21 protein-coding genes are annotated in these 19,256 nt (G+C 66.0%); 12 read left to right on the forward strand and 9 right to left on the reverse strand.

Annotated features, from left to right (window positions below; all coding sequences use genetic code 11):
• Window positions 1-135: 135 nt before the first annotated feature.
• Window positions 136-744, reverse strand: coding sequence for a TetR/AcrR family transcriptional regulator (locus WH85_RS36615; protein ID WP_045746714.1), 609 nt, complete (start codon window positions 742-744; stop codon window positions 136-138).
• A 104-nt stretch (window positions 745-848) separates the two neighbouring features.
• On the opposite strand from WH85_RS36615, the gene WH85_RS36620 reads away from it, so the two are divergent.
• From WH85_RS36620 to WH85_RS36635, 4 genes are all read left to right on the forward strand, one after another.
• The gene (locus WH85_RS36620) at window positions 849-1,307 is read left to right on the forward strand and encodes a MarR family winged helix-turn-helix transcriptional regulator (RefSeq protein WP_052721058.1); all 459 of its coding nucleotides are present in this window, start codon (window positions 849-851) and stop codon (window positions 1,305-1,307) included.
• Window positions 1,304-2,881 (forward strand): MDR family MFS transporter, encoded by a 1,578-nt coding sequence (locus tag WH85_RS36625; RefSeq protein ID WP_045746715.1) that lies wholly within the window; start codon window positions 1,304-1,306, stop codon window positions 2,879-2,881. Before WH85_RS36620 ends, WH85_RS36625 begins: the two co-directional genes overlap by 4 nt.
• Before the next feature lie 207 nt (window positions 2,882-3,088).
• A complete protein-coding gene (locus WH85_RS36630; RefSeq protein WP_045746716.1) occupies window positions 3,089-4,690 on the forward strand; it encodes a tetratricopeptide repeat-containing diguanylate cyclase in 1,602 nt (533 codons plus the stop codon).
• A 75-nt stretch (window positions 4,691-4,765) separates the two neighbouring features.
• Window positions 4,766-5,572 carry an SAM-dependent methyltransferase gene (locus WH85_RS36635; protein WP_045746717.1) on the forward strand — a complete coding sequence of 269 codons (807 nt, stop codon included), beginning with the start codon at window positions 4,766-4,768 and terminating at the stop codon, window positions 5,570-5,572.
• A gap of 518 nt (window positions 5,573-6,090) precedes the next feature.
• Here the strand turns inward: WH85_RS36635 and WH85_RS36640 are convergent.
• Window positions 6,091-6,396, reverse strand: coding sequence for a hypothetical protein (locus WH85_RS36640; protein WP_045746718.1), 306 nt, complete (start codon window positions 6,394-6,396; stop codon window positions 6,091-6,093).
• Window positions 6,397-6,968: 572 nt separating this feature from the next.
• Here WH85_RS36640 and WH85_RS36650 point away from each other — a divergent pair.
• Entirely contained in the window at window positions 6,969-7,205 is a 237-nt protein-coding gene (locus WH85_RS36650; protein ID WP_045746720.1) for a DUF397 domain-containing protein, read from the forward strand.
• Between the two features lie 58 nt (window positions 7,206-7,263).
• On the opposite strand, the gene WH85_RS36655 is transcribed toward WH85_RS36650, so the two are convergent.
• Window positions 7,264-8,154, reverse strand: a complete 891-nt coding sequence (locus WH85_RS36655) for a helix-turn-helix domain-containing protein (protein WP_045746721.1) — start codon at window positions 8,152-8,154, stop codon at window positions 7,264-7,266.
• A 289-nt stretch (window positions 8,155-8,443) separates the two neighbouring features.
• Here WH85_RS36655 and WH85_RS36660 point away from each other — a divergent pair, with 289 nt between their 5' ends.
• The 5 genes from WH85_RS36660 to WH85_RS51035 all read left to right on the forward strand — a co-directional run bounded on the left by WH85_RS36660 (window position 8,444) and on the right by WH85_RS51035 (window position 10,336).
• Window positions 8,444-8,746 (forward strand): hypothetical protein, encoded by a 303-nt coding sequence (locus tag WH85_RS36660; protein ID WP_045746722.1) that lies wholly within the window; start codon window positions 8,444-8,446, stop codon window positions 8,744-8,746.
• Window positions 8,743-8,928, forward strand: coding sequence for a hypothetical protein (locus WH85_RS36665; RefSeq protein WP_045746723.1), 186 nt, complete (start codon window positions 8,743-8,745; stop codon window positions 8,926-8,928). The genes WH85_RS36660 and WH85_RS36665 overlap by 4 nt, the downstream gene beginning before the upstream one ends.
• Window positions 8,929-9,107: 179 nt before the next feature.
• Window positions 9,108-9,434, forward strand: coding sequence for a winged helix-turn-helix transcriptional regulator (locus WH85_RS36670; RefSeq protein WP_045746724.1), 327 nt, complete (start codon window positions 9,108-9,110; stop codon window positions 9,432-9,434).
• Between the two features lie 75 nt (window positions 9,435-9,509).
• The gene (locus WH85_RS36675; protein WP_211275561.1) at window positions 9,510-10,130 is read left to right on the forward strand and encodes a malonic semialdehyde reductase; all 621 of its coding nucleotides are present in this window, start codon (window positions 9,510-9,512) and stop codon (window positions 10,128-10,130) included.
• A gap of 62 nt (window positions 10,131-10,192) precedes the next feature.
• Window positions 10,193-10,336, forward strand: a complete 144-nt coding sequence (locus WH85_RS51035; protein ID WP_157411446.1) for a hypothetical protein — start codon at window positions 10,193-10,195, stop codon at window positions 10,334-10,336.
• 6 nt (window positions 10,337-10,342) lie between these two features.
• Here WH85_RS51035 and WH85_RS36680 read toward each other — a convergent pair whose 3' ends face one another.
• The 4 genes from WH85_RS36680 to WH85_RS36695 form a co-directional block, all read right to left on the reverse strand.
• Window positions 10,343-11,182: a phosphoribosylaminoimidazolesuccinocarboxamide synthase gene (locus WH85_RS36680; RefSeq protein WP_045746726.1), complete on the reverse strand. Its 840-nt coding sequence runs from the start codon at window positions 11,180-11,182 to the stop codon at window positions 10,343-10,345.
• Window positions 11,183-11,247: 65 nt separating this feature from the next.
• Window positions 11,248-13,077, reverse strand: coding sequence for a DEAD/DEAH box helicase (locus WH85_RS36685; protein WP_045746727.1), 1,830 nt, complete (start codon window positions 13,075-13,077; stop codon window positions 11,248-11,250).
• The gene (locus tag WH85_RS36690) at window positions 13,074-14,477 is read right to left on the reverse strand and encodes a ParB/RepB/Spo0J family partition protein (RefSeq protein WP_045746749.1); all 1,404 of its coding nucleotides are present in this window, start codon (window positions 14,475-14,477) and stop codon (window positions 13,074-13,076) included. The genes WH85_RS36685 and WH85_RS36690 overlap by 4 nt, the downstream gene beginning before the upstream one ends.
• Before the next feature lie 76 nt (window positions 14,478-14,553).
• A complete protein-coding gene (locus WH85_RS36695; protein WP_045746728.1) occupies window positions 14,554-15,228 on the reverse strand; it encodes a hypothetical protein in 675 nt (224 codons plus the stop codon).
• A gap of 339 nt (window positions 15,229-15,567) precedes the next feature.
• Between WH85_RS36695 and WH85_RS36700 the strand changes: the two genes are divergently transcribed.
• Both WH85_RS36700 and WH85_RS49340 read left to right on the forward strand, forming a co-directional pair.
• On the forward strand, window positions 15,568-16,260 hold the full coding sequence (locus WH85_RS36700; protein ID WP_045746729.1) for a hypothetical protein: 693 nt from the start codon (window positions 15,568-15,570) through the stop codon (window positions 16,258-16,260).
• On the forward strand, window positions 16,257-17,168 hold the full coding sequence (locus tag WH85_RS49340; RefSeq protein WP_083449530.1) for a NaeI family type II restriction endonuclease: 912 nt from the start codon (window positions 16,257-16,259) through the stop codon (window positions 17,166-17,168). Before WH85_RS36700 ends, WH85_RS49340 begins: the two co-directional genes overlap by 4 nt.
• Here WH85_RS49340 and WH85_RS36710 read toward each other — a convergent pair.
• Together WH85_RS36710 and WH85_RS36715 are read right to left on the reverse strand one after the other, a co-directional pair.
• Window positions 17,155-17,610 carry a very short patch repair endonuclease gene (locus tag WH85_RS36710; protein ID WP_045746750.1) on the reverse strand — a complete coding sequence of 152 codons (456 nt, stop codon included), beginning with the start codon at window positions 17,608-17,610 and terminating at the stop codon, window positions 17,155-17,157. The genes WH85_RS49340 and WH85_RS36710 overlap by 14 nt on opposite strands.
• A 109-nt stretch (window positions 17,611-17,719) precedes the next feature.
• Window positions 17,720-19,018, reverse strand: coding sequence for a DNA cytosine methyltransferase (locus tag WH85_RS36715; protein WP_045746731.1), 1,299 nt, complete (start codon window positions 19,016-19,018; stop codon window positions 17,720-17,722).
• Between the last annotated feature and the right edge of the window lie 238 nt (window positions 19,019-19,256).

The following is a 19,256-nucleotide window of genomic DNA, read 5'->3' on the forward strand; positions in this document are numbered from 1 at the left end:
AGACGCCCAAAATCACCACACCCATCAGGGCGTGTTGAACTGGGGCGCCGTAGACGCCCGAAATCACCACACCCATCGGGGTGTGTTGAATTGGGGCGCTGTGGACGCCCGAAGTCACCACGGTGGTTGGGGAGGTTAGTCGGCGAAGCCTCTGCCGGCCTGAGCGAGCAGGTCGGCCGCCAGGGTCCAGTGGTGGGTGCCGGCCGGATGCTCCAGCCAGGCGTTCAGGGCGATCCGCAGCGCGGCCAGGAAGGTCGCGGTCAGCAGCTTCGCGCGTACCCCCAAAGGATCTGCGGTCTGACCCACCCGGAGCGTGACCTCGGCGGAGATCTCCTGTTCCAGGACGGCGAAGACCTGCATCTGGGGCGAGGCCAGCGACGGGTGCCGGCGGATCAGGCGGCGCCGCGAGATCCACTCCGGGTCGAGGTCACCGAGCTGGTCGTAGAACTCCTTCGCGGCCGCGGTCAGCGCGGTCCACGGCGCCTCGTCCGCCGGACGGGCGTGCAGCATCCCGGCGAGCAGCCGCATCCGCTGGTAGTCGCCGTAGAAGAGCGCCTCCTCCTTGTTCGCGAAGTAGTTCGAGAACGTCCGGCGGGAGACACCCGCCTCGTCGGCGATGGCTTCGACGGTGACCTTCTCCGGGCCGTGCTCCAGTGCCAGGCGTAACGACGCGTCGTGCAGTGCCTGGCGGGTCGCGGCCTTCTTGCGCTCGCGGAGGCCGGTCTCGGTGGTCGGCGCGCTCATGACATGAGACTACCGGCGTGTGATTCAGTTCCCAATGAGAAAACTTGCGCAATGGGCAAGCCAGGCAGATAGTTGTATGCAGCAAGCATCGCGAGGAGGAACCGGTGTCCGACCAGGAGCTGATGGGCGCAATGCACGAGGTACTCAAAGCGTTCCGACTGGTCAAGCAACGCCCGGCACCGATCGCCGACGGACTTCCGGTCGGATCCCTCGGCGTGCTCGCCGCGATACGCAAACGGGAGCACTGCCACATGAAGGAGCTGGCCGTCGAACACGCGCTCGACCCGTCCACGATCAGCCGAGCCGTCGCCGGCCTGGTCCGCGCCGGCCTGGTGGCCCGGGTCGCCGACCCCGCCGACGGTCGCGCCAGCACGCTGCACCTCACCGAGCAGGGCAACACCGTGCTCGACGGCACCCACGCCCACTACGAACAACGGCTGGCCGCAGCGCTGCACGACTGGACGCCGGACGAGATCGCCGCCTTCACCGCCTCGCTGAACCGCTTCGCCCACGACTTGATCGCCCAGGAAAACCCCACGCCCAGCTTGGAGGCCGCGCGATGAGCGCCCCAACCACGACCAGCGCCGGGCCCGCGCCGATGACACACCGCGAGATTCTGGAAGCCCTCTCCGGCCTCCTGCTCGTGTTGTTCGTCGCGATGGCCAGCTCGACGATCGTCTCCACCGCACTGCCGAAGATCATCGGTGACCTGAACGGCAGCCAGACCCAGTACACCTGGGTGGTGACCGCGACCCTGCTCACGGCCACCGCCACCACCCCGATCTGGGGCAAGCTCTCCGACCTCTACAGCAAGAAGCTGCTGGTCCAGATCGCCATCGTGGTCTTCGTGATCGGCTCGCTGATCGCCGGCTTCACCCAGAACACCGAGCAGCTGATCGCCGCCCGCGCGTTCCAGGGCCTCGGCATGGGCGGCGTGCAGGCGCTCGTCCAGGTCGCCATCGCCGCGATGATCCCGCCGCGGGAACGCGGACGCTACAACGGCTACCTCGGTGGCGTGATGGCCCTCTCCACCGTCGCCGGCCCGCTGCTCGGCGGCCTGATCGTGGACACCTCGTGGCTCGGCTGGCGGTGGTGCTTCTTCATCGGCGCGCCGTTCGCCGTGATCGCCCTGGCTCTGCTGCAGAAGACCCTGCACCTGCCGGTGATGCGCCGCGAGAACGTGAAGATCGACTACCTCGGTGCCGCCCTGATCGCCGCCGGCGTCAGCGTGATCCTGATCTGGATCTCCTTCGTCGACGACTCGTTCGCCTGGATCTCCTGGCAGACCCTCGCCATGGTCGGCGGCGGCCTGGTGCTGCTCGCCCTCGCCGTCTGGGTCGAGTCCCGGGTCGACGAGCCGGTGGTGCCCCTGCCGATCGTCCGTCAGCGCACCACCGCCCTGGCCATCATCGCCAGCCTCGCGGTCGGCATGGCCATGTTCGGCGGCGCGGTCTTCCTCGGCCAGTACTTCCAGATCGGCCGCGGATACAGCCCGACCCAGGCCGGCCTGCTGATGATCCCGATGATGTTCGGCATCCTGGTCTCGTCGACCATCTCCGGTCGCATGATCACCAAGACCGGCAAGATCAAGCCGCACGTAGTGATCGGCACGATCGTCCTGGTCATCGGATTCGCCGGGCTCTCCCTCCTCGACCACGACACCTCGCTCTGGTACATCGGGGCGGCGATGGCCGTCGTCGGCGTGGGCGTCGGCATGTCGATGCAGAACCTGGTCCTCGCGGTGCAGAACACCGTCTCGCTCAAGGACATCGGCGCGGCCAGCTCGACGGTCGCCTTCTTCCGCTCCCTCGGCGGCACCATCGGCGTCTCGGTCCTCGGCGCGGTCCTCGCCCGCCGGGTCTCCGACTCGATGACCGAACAGCTCACCGCGGCCGGCTACCCGGCCGGCAGCACCGGCGGCACCAGCAGCCTCAACCTGAGCAGCCTGCCCGAGGCGGTGCAGCACATGGTGCGGGTCGCGTACGGCGACGCCACCGGCCACATCTTCCTGATCTCGGTGGGCGTCGCGGTGATCGGCGTGATCGCGGCCTTCGCGATGAAGCCGACGATGCTCCGCTCGACCGTCGACCTCGCCCCGGCGAAAGCCGACGGCAAGGAACCGGCCCTCAGCAAGTAATCGCAGGTGAAAAGCGGCGCCCGGGTCCGGGGGGACCCGGGCGCCGCCGTGCATGTCGCTTCTCTCACTCCGCTACGACTGGGACAGGCCGGTCACCCAGAGCTAACCTCAGGAAACTGAGCGCTGATCTCTGGTTTCCCTCAGGGTGACATCGGCACTACCGATGGTCGCCTTCGTAGGGCTTGTGCGCAGGGTGGGGGAGAACCGTTGGATGGGTGTGTGATCGCCGCCGAGGCACTCGCCGCTGCCCTCCTCGACGTCGAGGACCAGCGATCCTGGGACGCCCGGGCCGAGATCGCCCGCGCCCTCGACTTCGAGCGGGAAGCCCAACGGCTCGGCGACGACCTGCTCGTCGCGCGGGCGCGGCTGCACCAGGCCAACATGCGGATGCGCTCCGGCGACATCGCCGGCGCCGCCGAACAGATCTGGCAGGTGTACGAGTGGGCCACCGACCACGGCGCCCGGACCCTGCTGTCGCGCACCCACCTGGTCTGGTCCTACATCCACCAGCACCTCGGCGACGCCGAACAAGCACTGGAACACGCGGTCCTCGCGGTCGAACTCCTCGACGACGACGCCACCACGCACATGCAGATCTGGCACCGCACCAAACTCGCCGACTGTCTGTGGGCGGCCGGCTCGATGGACGCCGCCCGGATTCGCTACGAACAGGCCGAGGAACTCGCGGTCCAGGCCGGCTCGCCGGTGCTGCTCTGCCTGCTGAACAACCGCGCCTACACCGAATACGACACCGGCAACCAGCACTTCGCCGAAGAGGTCGCCGAACGCCTGCAATGCCTGGCGGTCGACTTCGACATCGAACTCGAACCGGAATACCTCGACACCATCGGCGCCATCCAGATCGGCAACGGACGGTTCGAGGCAGCCGAGGAGACGATGCGGCTCTGCATCCAGCGGCACGCCTCCGGCAAGTACGACGACGCCGACGCCCTCGGCGGCTACCTGCTCACCCTCGCCCAGGCACAGCGCGGCATGGGCGCGTACGAGCGGGCACAGCAGAGCCTCGACTCGTCCCGCGAACTGTGCCTCGAACGGGAACTCGGCGAGCTGCTGGTCCGCGTCCACCAGGAGCAGGCCGAACTGTACGGCGCCCGCGGCATGTACGCCGAGGCGTTCGCCATGCACAAGGAGTTCTTCGCGGCGTACCAGAATCTGCACTCGCTGCAGCGGGAGGCCCGCGCCCGCACCCGGCAGGCGATGTTCGAGACGACCGAGGCCCGGCAGGAGGCGGAGCTCTTCCGCGAGCAGGCCCGCCGCGACCCGCTGACCGGCCTGCACAACCGCCGCTACGTCGACGAACGCCTCCCCGGCATGATCGACGGGGAGTCGCCGCTCACCGTCGCGCTCGTCGACCTGGACCACTTCAAGCAGATCAACGACCGCCTCTCGCACGACACCGGCGACCAGGTGCTGGTCCGGGTGGCGGAGTTGCTGGAGAGCGGCCTCGACGAGGTGTGCCCGGACGGGTTCGCCGCCCGGATGGGTGGCGAGGAGTTCCTGCTGGTGCTCCCGGGGACGTCGGTGGCCCGGGCGACGGTGCTGCTCGACGACATCAGGCGCGCAATCGGCGGCCACGACTGGCGGGGCATCACCCGGAACCTTCCGGTGACCGTCAGCATCGGCGTCGCCGGGTCCGGTGAGGTTCCCAGCCGCACCCAGTCCGCCCTTCTGTCCACAGCGGACAGTTATCTGTACGCTGCGAAGCATGCCGGGCGGGACCGCGTCGTGTCGGCCGCCGACCACCACGGCGGCCCCCGAGGTTACGCCGGGCACGCCTCGGCAGCCTGACATCCGGACGTCGAGGCACAGACCGGTCGAACGCGGCCGCTAGTCTGGGTCAGGTCGAGACGCGAGGAGGCCGACGTGGCAGGTTCGGAGACTCCCCCACCCGGGGTCAACATCAACGTTCCGCATTCGGCTCGCATCTACGACTACTGGCTCGGCGGCAAGGACAACTTCAACATCGACCGCCAGGTCGGCGAAGCCATGATCCAGGCGATCCCGAGCCTGCGTTACATGGCCGGGGAGAACCGGAAGTTCGTCCACCGGGCCGCCCGCGACATCGTCGCCAAAGAGGGAATCACCCAGTTCCTCGACATCGGCACCGGCATCCCCACCCGGCCCAACCTGCACGAGATCGCCCAGGGCGTCGACCCGAGCACCCGTGTGGTCTATGTGGACAACGACCCGATCGTGCTGGTCCACGCCCGCGCCCTGATGCGCAGCACCGCCGAGGGCCGCAGCGAGTACATCTCGGCGGACATCCGCGACGTCAGTTCGATCCTGAACGAGCCGGCCCTCCTCGACACGCTCGACCTGACCAAGCCGGTCGGCCTCACCCTGATCGCCATCCTGATGCTGCTCGCCGACGAGGACGACCCGTGGGGCAAGGTCGACGCCCTGCGCGACGCCCTGCCGTCCGGCAGTTGCCTGGCGATCACCCACCCGACCGGCGATTTCAACCGCGCCGAGATGGACGCGGCGGTCACCGCGGCGAACGCCGGCGGCCTCACCCTGGTCGACCGCGGCAAGGACGACGTCGCTCGTTTCTTCGGCGACTGGGAGATGCTCGACCCCGGGCTGGTCCCGGTCTCGGCGTGGCGCCCCGAGGACCCGTCGGTCGACCCGAAGGCCGCCTATTACTGGGCAGGCGTCGCCCGAAAGCCCTGAGCACCTGCTCAGCACTGTCGTCGGTGACTCCGGCGGCCCTTCGCGGGCCGGTCTGCCCGGCGGCGCCCATGATGGACAGGCCATTCAGTGACGTGCTCGGCGGCCCCGTCTCACGGACCGCTCCGGCTCACCCCTTGCCCGGCTCGCCCCTTGCCCGGCTCGCCGGCGCACGCTGTGTCGCCTCGACTCGACTCGCTCCGGCCGGGTGCCCGCCGTTCATCATGCGTCCAGCATGGACCCTGCCCTAAGGGACGACTCAAGGCCCGAACCGCGCTACGGCCAGGGAGATCGCACGAACCTCGCGGCACCGGCCAGTCGGAGACGGCCGAAATTTGCCAGGTGACGGCCGTTGACTCGTACCGCTGAAAGAGCTGAAAGAGATCACTCACCCGGACCACACGCGGGACGGACCGGCTCCGCCTGGGTGTCGGCGGAACCGGTCCGTGTGCCCCCGGGAAGGTCTGACGGTGTGACCGGGTGGGCGGCTCAGCACGGGGAACCAAGCCGCCCACCCGGCGTCACACGTGCGTGTGCAGCGCCCGGAGACGCGGCCTTTTGCACGCTGGGGGGACCGGCACGCAGCCGGCGCGGATCAGCATCTCCCGGATCGCACCCTCGCGACCGGACGGATCGATCACTACGCCGCGCACGCCCAGCCAGGTATCGCCGTCGTGGGGGACCGGTTTTGCCCAGTTGACCTCGAGGAGGCGCAGGCGGACCGGTCCGATGCCGTAGCAGTAGTCGGACTCCGCGAACTCGAATATCGGGAAGCGGTGGCCGCTGGGGCGCAACCGCTCGCTGCGAACACGCGGTGCGGACGTCATCCATCTGGCGCGGGTCGCCGGATGTTCGGCAGGTCGCTGCCCCTGGCAGCGAACGAGCTCAATCACGCGCGTCGGACTCACCCTCCTCGGCAGTCGGCCGGGGGGCGTGAAACCCTCGCGGCCGGCTCAGCGCATACCTGACCCCACCGAAACGGTGCGAGATCGCGCTGGCTCGGGTGGATGCCGCGAACACGTCGTCCGCTATCGGCTCGTCCCGGAAGACCAGCGCCGGGTTGCCCCGGCACAGGCCTTCGAACGCGTCGGAGGCACTCGGATCGGAATGTTCCGGGCCGATGTTGGACATCGACATACTCGTCACCTCTCGCTCTGTCGCCCCCGCCAGGGAACCTCGCGCCGAGGCCGCAGACGTCGCTCCGCGACCGACCCATCACCCAAAGATGTCACCCTCCGTGACCTTCTTTGGGGTAGTACGTGCGTTATCATGCTCAGAATCACGTGACTACGCAAGGCCAGATGCACGTGCATTTGCATCTTCGCCCCTAAGAAGGCACGTGGGGAACCATCGAACCCTGGATCGATCGGCGATCCGGGGCATAGCAAGGGAGCTTGGAATGGCCTACGTGGTCAACGGCATGCCTGCCGGCCAACTTCAGGGCGTTACCTGGCAGAAGAGCGGTCGCAGCAACCCGAGCGGCAACTGCGTCGAGTGCGCCGTCCTGCCAGACGGTGACGTCGCGGTCCGAAACTCCCGGGACCCCGAGGGTGCTGCACTGATCTACACGCGTGCCGAGATCGTGGCGTTCCTCGGCGGTGTCCGCGACGGGGACTTCGACAACCTCGTCGCCTGACACGCATCACCGACCACGACGATCCGGCCTTCCGGGGCCGGATCGTCCGCAAGGCCCGCTAGCTGGGATTTCCCACTTCCAGCAGCAACTTGCCGAGGATCTCCGTCGTGTGGTTCGGCGGCTCGGCGTCGATGCAGACGCGCTCCATCGCCATCGCGTAGTGGTCGACGTCCTCGCGCTTGTCCAGGTAGATGGCACTGGTGAGCTGCTCCACGTAGACCACGTCCGGGAGCTCGGGCTCAGGGAAACGCAGAATCGCGAACGGCCCGCCGGCCGCGGCATGGCCGCCCGCCTGGAACGGGATGATCTGCAGGCGGACGCTCGGCAGCTTGGCCGCCTCGATCAGGGCCTCGATCTGCGCCCGCATCACCTCGACGCCGCCGATCGGGCGGCGTAGCACGGCCTCGTCGATCACCGCCCAGAGCTGCGGACCACCCGCTCGGGTGAGTATCTGCTGCCGCTGACGGCGCACGTCGACCCGCCGGTTGATCTCGTCGGAGCTCGCGCCGGCGTGTCCCAGCATGATGACGGCCCGGGCATACTCCGGCGTCTGCAGAAGACCGGGAACAAACTGGATCTCGTACGTGCGGATCAGCGAGCTGGCCGCCTCGAGCCCCAAGTAGGCCTGGAACCAGTTGGGCAGGACGTCACCGAAGTGCTGCCACCAGCCAGGATTGTTCGCCTGGCGGGCGAGCGCGATCAGCGCGTCGCGTTCGGCGCTGTCGGCCACGCCGTACATGGTCAAGAGATCGGAGACGTCGCGTTCCTTGAAGCTGACGCGACCGAGCTCCATCCGGCTGATCTTCGACCCGGAAGCACGGATCTCGTATCCCGCGGCCTCCCGGGTGATCCCTCTCGACTCCCGCAGCTTCCGAAGCTGAGAGCCGAGCAGGATACGAAGCACGGTGGGGCCGCCGCCCGGCGCCTCCTCCTGCGTACCCGCGCTCACCTGACTCCTCGTCGCTGCCTCGTGACTGCAACTTGCAGCCTCACGCATCCTAGAGCGGAGATCGTCCGCCAGGAAACCAGCTCAAGCTTACCGGCCCAGTGTCGACGCGCGTTTGCGCGACGCAAATGCACGTGCATCCGGCCTTGCGAACGCACTGGATGACGAGCATGATAGCTGACAGACACGTACCAACTGATAACGCAGAGTGTCGAAAAGTTCGGCCGCTCGGCCGATGCGTTCCAGCTGGTGTTGCCCGACGCCCGCCTCGAAGCCCCCTGGAGGCAAACGCATGTCGAAACTGGTGGAAACCACCTTCCCGTCCCTCACCCCGGCACAGCGCGACTCGGACGACGTCGCCCCGCCGGAGAGCTACCGCCCCGCCGACCCGGTGTGGGTCTACCGGGACGGCTGGCGGGCCGGCGTCATCGAGGCGGCATCCCCCCGCGCGGTGACTGTCACCTACCTTCCCCGCCGCCACCGTGGGACGGGCGTGGACACCTTCACCGCCCCCTACGTGACCTCACGCGGCGACATGGACCCCACGCTCGACCACCGGGGCCTCTACCTGGTGCAGCGGAGCCCGCTGGCATGACCGGCGCCGTCACGGTCTCGGCGATCGTGGGCCTGCTCAGCCTCTTCGCCGGAGTCGCCCTCGGGTGGTATCTCCGTCGCACCAACGACTGGTGCCCGACGTGCGGCGAGCAGCTCACCTGCGGGGCGTGCACGGTGAGTGTGGACTGGCGGGAGCACTCGACCTCCGGCTCCGGACGCTGACGCCGGATCCACTCCCGCACCGTGCCCGCGACGGCACGCAGGAACAGTGCGGAGACGACCACCCAGCGCAACACCGGGGGAAGATCCCGGATCGGGTCATGGGCCCACCGGCTGAGGATGCCACCGGGGCGCTCATTCATGTGACGAGCTCATGCGCGACGTTGTGTAGCTTTACATCCATGACAGCGGCCCCTCTGACCTGCAAGGAGCGCGACGCCGCGCTCCTGCGGGCCTTCGAGTTCCTCGGCCGCCGCTGGAACGCCGCGGTGCTCGGCAAACTCCAGGACCGCCCGGCCGGCTTCCGTGAGCTGTCACGGGCCATCGACGGCATCAGCGACTCGGTGCTCTCCAACCGGCTGTCCTCGCTGACAAGCGCCGGCCTGATCGTCCGATCCGTCGACGAGGGCCCACCGGTGTCCGTTTCCTACCAGCTGACCGAGGCGGGCCGTGCCCTGATGCCGGCCCTCGGGCACATCGCCGTCTGGGCCGACGAGCACCTTCCCTGATTCCCGTCCCGACCGTGATCGTGTTCACGCGCCCGGGTCATGGCTTTCTGCGCGAAAGTCGCTAGCTTTTTAGAAGTGGATACTCTTTCTGAAGCGGGCCTGACCCGGCCGCAGCTCGACGCCGCCGCCCGCGCCCTCCTCTTCACCGAGGCCCGGACGACCTCCCACTTCGCGTCGACGCCGGTCAGCGACGCGGAACTCGCCGAAATCTGGGACCTGGCGAAATGGCCGCCCACCCAGGCGAACCTGCAGCCGCTCCGGGTGCTCTACGTGCGTACCGCCGAAGGAAAAGCCCGCCTGATCCCGCACCTCAACGAAGGCAACCGGGCCAAGTCGGAGAGCGCCCCCGTCGTCGCGGTCCTCGCCCTGGACACCCGGTTCCACGAGTTCGTCCCGGAGGTCTTCCCACACGCCCCCGGCCTCAAGGACGTCTTCGAAGGCGACCTGGCCATGCGCCTGCAGGCCGGCACGTTCAGCGCGGCCCTGCAGGCCGGATACTTCATCATCGCGGCCCGCTCCATCGGCCTCGTCGCCGGCCCGATGACCGGATTCGACAAGGACGCGGTGGACGCCGACTTCTTCCCCGACGGACGCTACAAGTCCCTCGCGGTGGTCAACCTCGGCCACCCCGGCGACAACCCGTGGAAGGACCGCCTGCCGCGCCTCTCCGCCGACACCACGGTCCAATGGGCCTGATCTATTGATTTCCCCGGGCCCGGCGGTTTTCCACCGGGCCCTTTCGGGGTACGCCGCACAGCATGCGAATCGCGCTTGTGTGGACGGCCGCACCCCTGATGCTCCTGTACGGCGGCTGGATCGGGGTGCTGGGCGGAGCCCTGATCGCCCTCTACGGCGCCCACCTGCTGGCGGTGCGGCGCTCGTCCTTCGCCTTCAGCTCTTGACCCGCATCAACTCCAGCGCTCCCCGGTGAGCCGCTCGTAGACCTCGACGTACCGGTTACGGGTGGCTTCGACCACCTCGTCCGGGATCTCCGGTCCGGGCGCGGTCCGGTCCCAGTCGCTGAGCTGCGACGACCAGTCCCGCAGGAACTGCTTGTCCAGGTACCGCGGCACGCTGCCCGGCGCCCACTCCGCGGCGTCCCAGAACCGTGACGAGTCCGGCGTGAGAATCTCGTCGCCGAGGGTCAACCGCTTGTCCGCGTTGAACCCGACCTCGATCTTCGTGTCCGCGACGATGATGCCCTTGTCCGCGGCGATCTCCGACCCACGCCGGTACACCTCGAGCGTGACCCGGCGCAGCTCCTCGGCCAGCTCCTTGCCGACCCGCTCGACGGTCTGCTCGAACGTCAGCGGCTCGTCGTGCCCACCCCCGACCGGCTCCTTGGTCGACGGCGTGAAGATCGGCTCGGGCAGCTTCGACGACTCGACCAGCCCCGGCGGCAGCGCGACCCCGGAGACCTCGCCCTCCCGGTTGTAGTCCTTGAGCCCCGACCCTGCCAGGTAACCCCGAGCGATGCACTCGACCATGACCATCTCGAGCCGTTCGACCCGGATGCCCCGCCCCTGGAACTCGGCCGGCACGTCGGTAGCCGAGATGACGTGGTTGGGGACGATGTCAGCGAGCTGCTCGAACCACCAGAGCGACAGCTGGGTGAGAATCTTGCCCTTGTCCGGGATCGGCGTGGGCAGGATGACGTCATAGATCGAGATCCGGTCGGAGGCGACCAGGAGAAGGTCATCGCCGTCGGCGTAGACGTCCCGAACCTTGCCGGAGTGCAGAAGCTCCACGTGTTCCCCTAGGTCATGGCAGGTAGCGTGCAATTTCAACGCTATCGAACGGCGGAGTGAGGACCTCAGCGGCCATCATCCAGGTGGGCCAGCAGAGCCCGGATATCCGCCGCATCCATACCTCCGGCAGCCATAACGTCGTCCTCTTGGAGATCGCCAAGCTGACGGACCGCCGGGTCGTCCAGGATGCTTCCCATGAATTCCAGCTTCTCCTCCAACCGGTGCGCCACCACCGCATCGACGGTGTTACGTGCGGCCAGAACCGTCACCCGGGTCTCTACATCCGCTGCCAAGCCAAGGCGGTGGATACGGTCGAGACTCTGCAGGAATCGTCCAGCCATGAAGTCCCGGTCCACATACAGCGCATCGTGGCAGTCGTGATGCAGGCTGATTCCCTCACCAAGGGTTGCCGGGTTCGAAATTAGAACAAAACATTCTGGATCCTCCCGGAACCGCATGATCTGCTCATCACGGTCGACTGTCCCCCCGTGAACAACCGCCGGGCGGAAGGGCTCCAGCAACTTCTCCAGCGTCGTGATGCTGCGCACGAAGGTGCTCCACACCAAAGTCTTCCGCTTCAGGCGAGCATTCTCCGCGACAATCTTGACCGCCTCCTCGTACTTGGGAGACAACTCGTGCTGCGGGAGACTTCGGAGGAGCGACCCGAGCGAGTCATTGCTGGACGCCTCGAGGGCCGGAACGCGGTAGGAGAGAGGCTCGTGCTTACTGCTCCCTTCGGCCAGAAGCGCGGGACTGGTAGCCGCCATGAGCATCCGCAGCATTGCCTTGCCCAAAGCTTCGAGATCCCCCGACCGCGCCGACGGGTTCCCCTTCAGTGCGTCATAGATCTCTCGGTGCAACGGCGGAAGTTCTACATACCGAATCTTCGTAGTAACCGGCGGCAAGCCCAGTTCGCCCTTGGTCGTACGGGTGAAGAGCGGACGGAGCACCGAGCTTGCGTAGGCCAGGTTGCCACCCCCTACCGCGTCAGCAACAACACGCTTGCCGTGCCCCGGCCAGACGAAAGACAGCAAACTCTCCAGGTCCCGGGCCCCGTTGGGGGCTGGCGTACCAGTGAGAATGAGCCGCCGCTTGGCGAGCGGGCCCAGGGCAAGGCAGGCCGCACCGTAGGCTCCGCTTGATCCGAGCTTCATCCGGTGGGCCTCATCAAGCACTACCATCGCTGGCGCGGCCCGAAGCCATGCGGACAGCGCCACAACAGCACGGCCCAGTCGCTCGTAGTTGACGATCAGGACCTCGGCACCCCGGTCAGGGTTACTGCCCATCACCGACGTGCGCAGCGGTTTGGCAAAGCAGACGCTGCTCTCGAAGCCCCACGACTCGTACGCCGACTTGGGGCAGATGACAAGTAAGCGCTGAGCCTCACCGGCCTGCCGCATAGCCCCGAACACAGCCAGCGCCACCCGGGTCTTACCTGCACCGGGAACGCTGAAGTTTGCACCGTGACGCAGCCCCAACAGCCGGGCAATATCGCGGCGCTGGAAGGTGGTCAGATCTGCTACCCACTCGGGACCGAGTGCCGCCCCTACATCGTCGGACTCCGGCAAACCCGAACCAGCCAGCGGATCGGCATGCTCCAGGCGCTCCTGGGCGACATCGGCGTCATCAAGGACACCGGTCACCAGGTTGGCTAGCGCGTCTTCCCACTGCACCTGGTCATCGGGCCAGGAGGTCAACTCACCGATCGCAGCGAGAAAATCGTCGAGATCGACCTCCGCACTCAACGGACTGGTCTGGCTGCCCGCAGCGATCCGCCCCGTCAGCGACGCGAACTCGTCCCGGAAGCCGTCGTGACTGCGAAGCACAACCCGGGTACGGGTGACGTCGAACGACAGCCGGAGCGAGACGTCGGCCGCCGGTGGTGACGAGGTCATTCGGTAGCCACCGCAGCGGTGAGCCACGTCAGGCCGTCCCCCGGGAGGTCGATGGTTTTGCCCGCCGCGACCGCCAGCTTCGTCAGCGCTTCCCGCAGCTCAACCAGCTTCTCGTCAAAGGTCTCCTGGTCCAGGCTGCCGTTCCCCCGGGCGATCGCCAAGTCGGTGACGCACTGATCGAGGTCCTTGCAAGCGTCAGCAACCCTGTCCGGTGCCGCCTGGCGCTTCTTGCGCATCCGGAAGTCTTTGCCGGCAAACTCAATCGCCTCATCGAAGGTTTTCTTCAGGTCTTCCTTGGCTTTCGCCGCCTCGGCGAGCCGCTTAGGTTCGGCTTTCTCTCCAGCAATTTCTATGGCCTTAAGCTTCAGAACAGTATCGGTCAGCGCTCTAGCGGTATCGACCTGGGGAACCGTAGCGGGAGCTGCCCGGTTGAGCCCAGGAATTACCTTTACCGCAGGAGCTGGTGCCTTAGTCTTGAACTCCTCAGGAAGCCTCTGGTCAAGGAATCTAGCCTGAAAGTCAGCGCCAATATTTCGAACATCCGTCTTGGCGAAATCGAGGACAATAGCAGCGAGGCGCGCCTCTTTGAGGAGATCCGCCTTTTCCTTGCTACGCTCGTTCTGAACCGTCCGGTAAAGCTCGGCGAGTTTCTCTTTTGCGTCCTCGAAGTCCATCATACGCAGCGAAAATCCTCCGCTTTCGCTGCGCCGGACCAGATCACGAAGATTGTTGAGAACCCAAAGGTCCCGGTCAACCACCGGCGAGGTTGTGCGAAACATCCGGGCAATGTCAGCCGGCTGGCGGCCAAGCGCCAGCTGTTCCTCAACCGCCAGAAGATGGTTGATGTAGGAGTAGTCCCGGCGGTGGTCCGGCCTCAGCTGCAGGGCAAGCTCCGCAGCATGAATGTCATCCCACGTGCAGGAGGCCGGCAGAACACCTACACGGATCGTGGGTGCCGCGATTTCTTTCAGCGCGGCACGACGGGTGTTGCCATTGACCAGGATGCCGTCCCGGGTAATCAGTCCGGGCTCGAGCTGGCTATGGTCGCGGAGACTCTCCTGGAGCTCTTCGAACTTCGGGTCACGCCGCGACGGGTCAGCCGGCAGCGTCGTCAGCAAGTAGTGCAGGTAGTCCTGGCTCTCGTCACTCCACGGATCACTGCTGAGCGCCTCGTCCTTGGCGAGGTCATGGCTCCGCTGCGCTCGGATCCGGTGCGTCCCCGGGTTATAGAACAGCTTGCCCACCGGCATATCGATCACTTGGACGTTAGTCAGCGCCCCCCGGAATTCAACCTTGAGCGTCTCGGGAACCCCAGACGCCCCGCTCGCCTCAGCAAGCCGCTGTTCCACCAGCTCCCGAAGCCCACTAGAACCTGGCGGGATACCAAAATCAGTAGTCATCTTCATCCTTATTCAGCGCTCCGGATGGCCGGCCGTTGCTGCCGTCCCATCCCGGAGATCAATCGCAGGGGCTTTGTCAGGGGAGCGCTTCGCGAACAGCCTCGCGAGCGTCAGCCGGCAGCGTGAGGTAGTCGGCCCACAGCTGCTCTGCATCGCTGAAACGCCGGGAACCTTCCTGGATCCAGGAGACGAGCATCTTCCTCTCGATCATCGTCAGCTCAGCCACACGCGACAGCACATCCGGCAGATCAGCAACCAGCTCGCGCCCGCCGATCCGGCACCGATTGCACTCGATGACCGGCTGAACCTCCCGCCGGCCATCCGGCAAAACGACAGGGCGCCGCGCGACATCAAGCTGTGCGGCCAGCTCGGTGTCCGAGTACTTCTCGCCGGGACCGATACCGCAGGCCCGGCACTTGTACCCGTCACGGGCCAGGAGCTCACGACGTTTGTTCGCGGTGATGGTGGGCGCACCGGTGCGGGTGGCCTTACCGGGCTCCCAGACCGGGATCCCCTGCTCAACGAACCTTTGTTCGTTGATGTCCAGGCCCACATCTTCGCGGCTCGTGTCGATTTTCCAGCCGAAATCCCGCAGGTCACGCATACGGCGATCGATCTGCGCAATGTTTGGGAACGCATCCCGGAGCTGGCTTTTGGTAAAGATGTTCCCTTCACCCACAACCTGGACAAGCCAGAGCGCGCCACGCTTCATCGTTCCCAGGCTCTCATCCGCCCAGTCCGGCACGGCCATAGCGTTTCCTCTTTTCACAGATACGGCTCAATGAGCCGCTCAGGCCCAGCACCCGGGCAAGGGTGCCTAGCACTGAGAATGATGAGAACACCCGGCCGGGCTGCCGTGGCGTTGCCATCAATCATGCCAACTAGCGCCGCGATGAGAAGACCTTCGCTGTCACTTCATAGAAGTGACAGGAGGGGGACCGGCAAAACCTCCAACAGACTGCACAATGTTCTAACTGGCGCCGATGCCCCGGCGCCTTCAGCTGCAAACCGCCGCTTCCGCGTGCACCCACAGGGGGTCAAATTGGGAAGATTGGGATGCCTTGCCGACATCAGCCATCTCACGGGAGCCATGTACGACTTCACAGCGGCGCTGCGCCTCTACTACGCCGTCCTAACCACGCACGGAATCTCGGCTGAGGCGATCGGGAAGCGGCTGACGTATCACCGGCAAACCATCACGGCCACCCTCAATGGCCAGCGGAAGGTCCCCAACCTCGCCATCGCAAAAGGTCTGCACGACATGGCTGCCGAGCATGTAGGCGCAGAGGAATTGCCCCGGTTTCCCTCGGTTGACGAGCTTGAGCGCTTACACGAGCTAATCCGCAAAGGCACCTGTGAAACCTGCAAAAGGCCCTGGACAGAACCGGACACGACTCCTGGCGCTGGAGAACCGCCGTCGGCAGCGCTGACCGTAGCCGCGCCAGCGGCACAAGACGACGAGTTGCCGGTCCCCCCTGCGGTGGTGGACCGGCAACTCGTCTGGGACGGCATGCACGATCTACAGCGGCACCTTCGGCGAAACCGGCTACCTGCCGCCGCCGGCATCACGCTTCACACCGGGCGCTACGCGCCGCCGGCGGATGCCGCGTCGGCCATCATCGTCTCTTCTGACGAGGGACTGAGTGATGTGTCATCCGACCTGATCCTCTACGCGGCACGGCGTCCGGACGCGGAGATTCTGTCCGTGGCCCACGTGTTGCTGAAGAACGGCGGCAAGACCGCCGCTGAAGAGCTCATCGCGTACAGACTGGAGAGGCAGTGAGAGGTTCGGCGCCAGGACCAGGAAGCCCATGCACGAACGTCAAGGGCGAGCCACATGCCCTTGAACTGCCGGGATCTGACATCGAACTACGAACTGTCCTCGAGGAGCTACGCCGGAAACGGGAGATCCGGAGGATCTTCGGCGCAGCAGTGCAGTCTTCTGTGGACTACGTTCTCGATGGCGCCCGGACTGGACGTTTCGACCTGTCATCACCGCTGGTCGACAGTGACGAACGGCGAACCGTGGGCACCAAACTGCAGTACCACCTTCTTGATGCTCTGGGTTTGCCGAAACTCAGAAGCCCAGACACGTGTATCGCCGGCGTTCCGGTAGACGTCAAGGGCACCGTCGGCAAGAACTGGAGCATCCCGCGTGAAGCCCAGTGTGAGCTGTGCATCCTCGTCAAGATTGACGCACAGCGGGATACACACAGCGCATGGCTGATGCGGACACATCGCGTCTGGCTCTACGGCGGTCAGGGCAACCGCGATCAGAAGCGGGGAATCATCACCGAGGCGTTGAAGCAGTACGCCGTGCCGTTGTATCCGGAGGCATCACTGACCCGAAACCCCCTGCGCCTCCTGGACGCGGCGGGGGTAGCCGCGGTTTTCGATCCTCACGCCGGCCTCGTCACTCGCCTCGCGGAACTCTTCACTCGTCTGCCAAATACGGTATTCGCCCGAGATGTCATCGCGACAGTAGGCTTCCAGCTCGACGACCCGCTGCGGCGTGCGCGCCAAGCCAAAGAGCGAGTAAAGAGCGCGGGGCTCGAGCTTCTCGTGGGGCAGTGGGTCCAGGACCGCAAGCGGGCGAGTCTTGCTGGCTTCAATCTTCCCAAGGACGGGTGGGTCGCTGTGCCACTGGATCGACGTCACTCGCCCTCCCCAGGCGAGCTTATTGATCCGTGAGGATGGCTCCGATGCGTTCTGCTGCCTCGTTGACGGGAACGTGTTCCCAAAAGCGCATGACAGTCCAGCCACCAGCTTCCAGAGCCGTGGTTGCCTGACGGTCACGTTCCACCGTCCGCTGCAGCTTCGGTCCCCAGTACCAGTCGTTGACCTTGGGTTGACGGCCGTGCTCCGGGCAGAGATGCCAGAAACATCCGTCGACGAATACCGCGAGCCGCCTGCGCGTGAAGACGATGTCAGGACGCACCCGGACGCCGGCAAGGTCGATCCGGAAGTCCTTACGGAACCGGAAGCCACGGCTGTGCAGCATGGCCCTCAACCGAATCTCAGGTTTGGTGTCCGTCCGACGGATAGCTCGCATATTGCGCGATCGTCCCTCGTTGAGGGGCGCCGGGTAGCGGGCTGGTTGGCCAGCCGATTCGGAATCCTCCTGTGGTGCCATGCCCACACTGTGCCCGACCGCACCACTTGACGAGTGTCCACGGCACCGGCCGTTCTCTGCCGCACTATCAATCTGGGGTGCGGCAGAGAACGGCCGACTGCTCCTAGGCTCAGCTCACCTTTGCGCGGGACCGTGCTTGCGCAAAGACGGCATGCCGGCCGTGGTCCTCTTGGCCCCGGAATGCCTTCCAGTCGCCAAGGACGTACGACTTCCGGCCACCTCGTTGCTGCTCCTCGACGATGAAGTCCCGGCGGAGAACATCGATGCGGGCAACAACCTCCTCCACCGACAACGAATCGCCCAGCAGCTTCTGGATCCGGTCAGCAGTGAGCGGGCCATCATGATCACGAAGCAGACGGTAAACCTCATCATGCACCTTGAGAGGGGCCGGAATGTCCTCCGGCTTGTTTGTTTTCCTCAGCGCACTAGCAATAGACTCGCCGACCGCACGGGCTACCGGCGGCGGGAACGCGTTGCCGACCTGGCGATAGCGACTGGTCTTAAGACCCTCGAACACCCAGTGGTCGTAGTCCGGCCCGTACCAGCCCTGAATCCGGGCCACCATCTCCACCGTCAGCTTAGGGCCGCGCGGATGGTCTACTTCATTCCAATCTGGACCCGGAGCTTCGTTCGCCAGCCCGTGGGCGTCGGTCCAGAGTTCTTGCCAGGCCCGCTTTGCCCGGGTCGGACCGAGATCCGCCCCACCATGCTTCTTGCTCCCGCCCACGATAGTGGGCGCAATCCGATCAGCCTCTTTGAGCCACCGCTGGAGGTACTCGTCGCGCCAGCCGTTGGAACCTATGAGATCGCCAATGACGTCCTTGACTTTCCGGGCCTTCGGCTGCTTCTTCGGCCAGCCAAAGTACTCGACGTACTCAGGGCGCAAAGCGACTAGCACCATCCGGGGCCGCAACTGGGCCACTCCGTAATCCTTGGCCTCGAGCAGGTCCCAGAAAGCCGTATATCCCAGAGCCGCAAAGCGATCGATGACGGCCTGCCGGTAGCCGGCGAAGCGTGCGTCGTTGAGCCCTCGGACGTTCTCCAGCAAGACTGCCTTAGGCTCCATCCGGCCTGCCGCCTCCACCGCCCAGGCGAAGAGGTCACGTTCGTCAGCAGAGCCGAGCTGCTTGCCCGCGACGGAGAACGGGGGGCACGGAACGCCACCAGCGAGCAGATCGACGTTCCGGAAGTCTTCTGGCTTCCAGACTTCCTCATCGGCAACGTCACCCACTCGAACGATGTCATCGACGTTGTCATCGGGCTGGAGCCGACGCAGGTTCGTCTTCAAGGTAGCTGCGGCCGTCCTGTCCAGCTCCACCGCGAGGCGGTGCTGGAAGCCCGCTAGATGCAAACCCAGCGACTGGCCGCCAGCGCCGGCACAGATCTCAACGACACTCAGCTCAGTCACTGCTCTCCTCGGTTGTCTCGCTGCATGCCCAGCAGTACCCGGCACTGGCGCATCCTCACAACACCCGCGCGCGCGACCCAAGGCGGGTTCGGCACGGATGATGCATGTCGCAGAGACGCAGATCCGCGATTCCTGAGCGACTGCCGGTGACCGCCTGCACACGGCTCCCACGATGCAGCCGTCGCACTCGGGCCGCCGGGACAAGTGAATCAAGGACAGCTAGGCGGAGTGTGCCAAA

The organism is Actinoplanes rectilineatus (genome assembly GCF_000962825.1).
GTDB lineage: Bacteria > Actinomycetota > Actinomycetes > Mycobacteriales > Micromonosporaceae > Actinoplanes > Actinoplanes rectilineatus.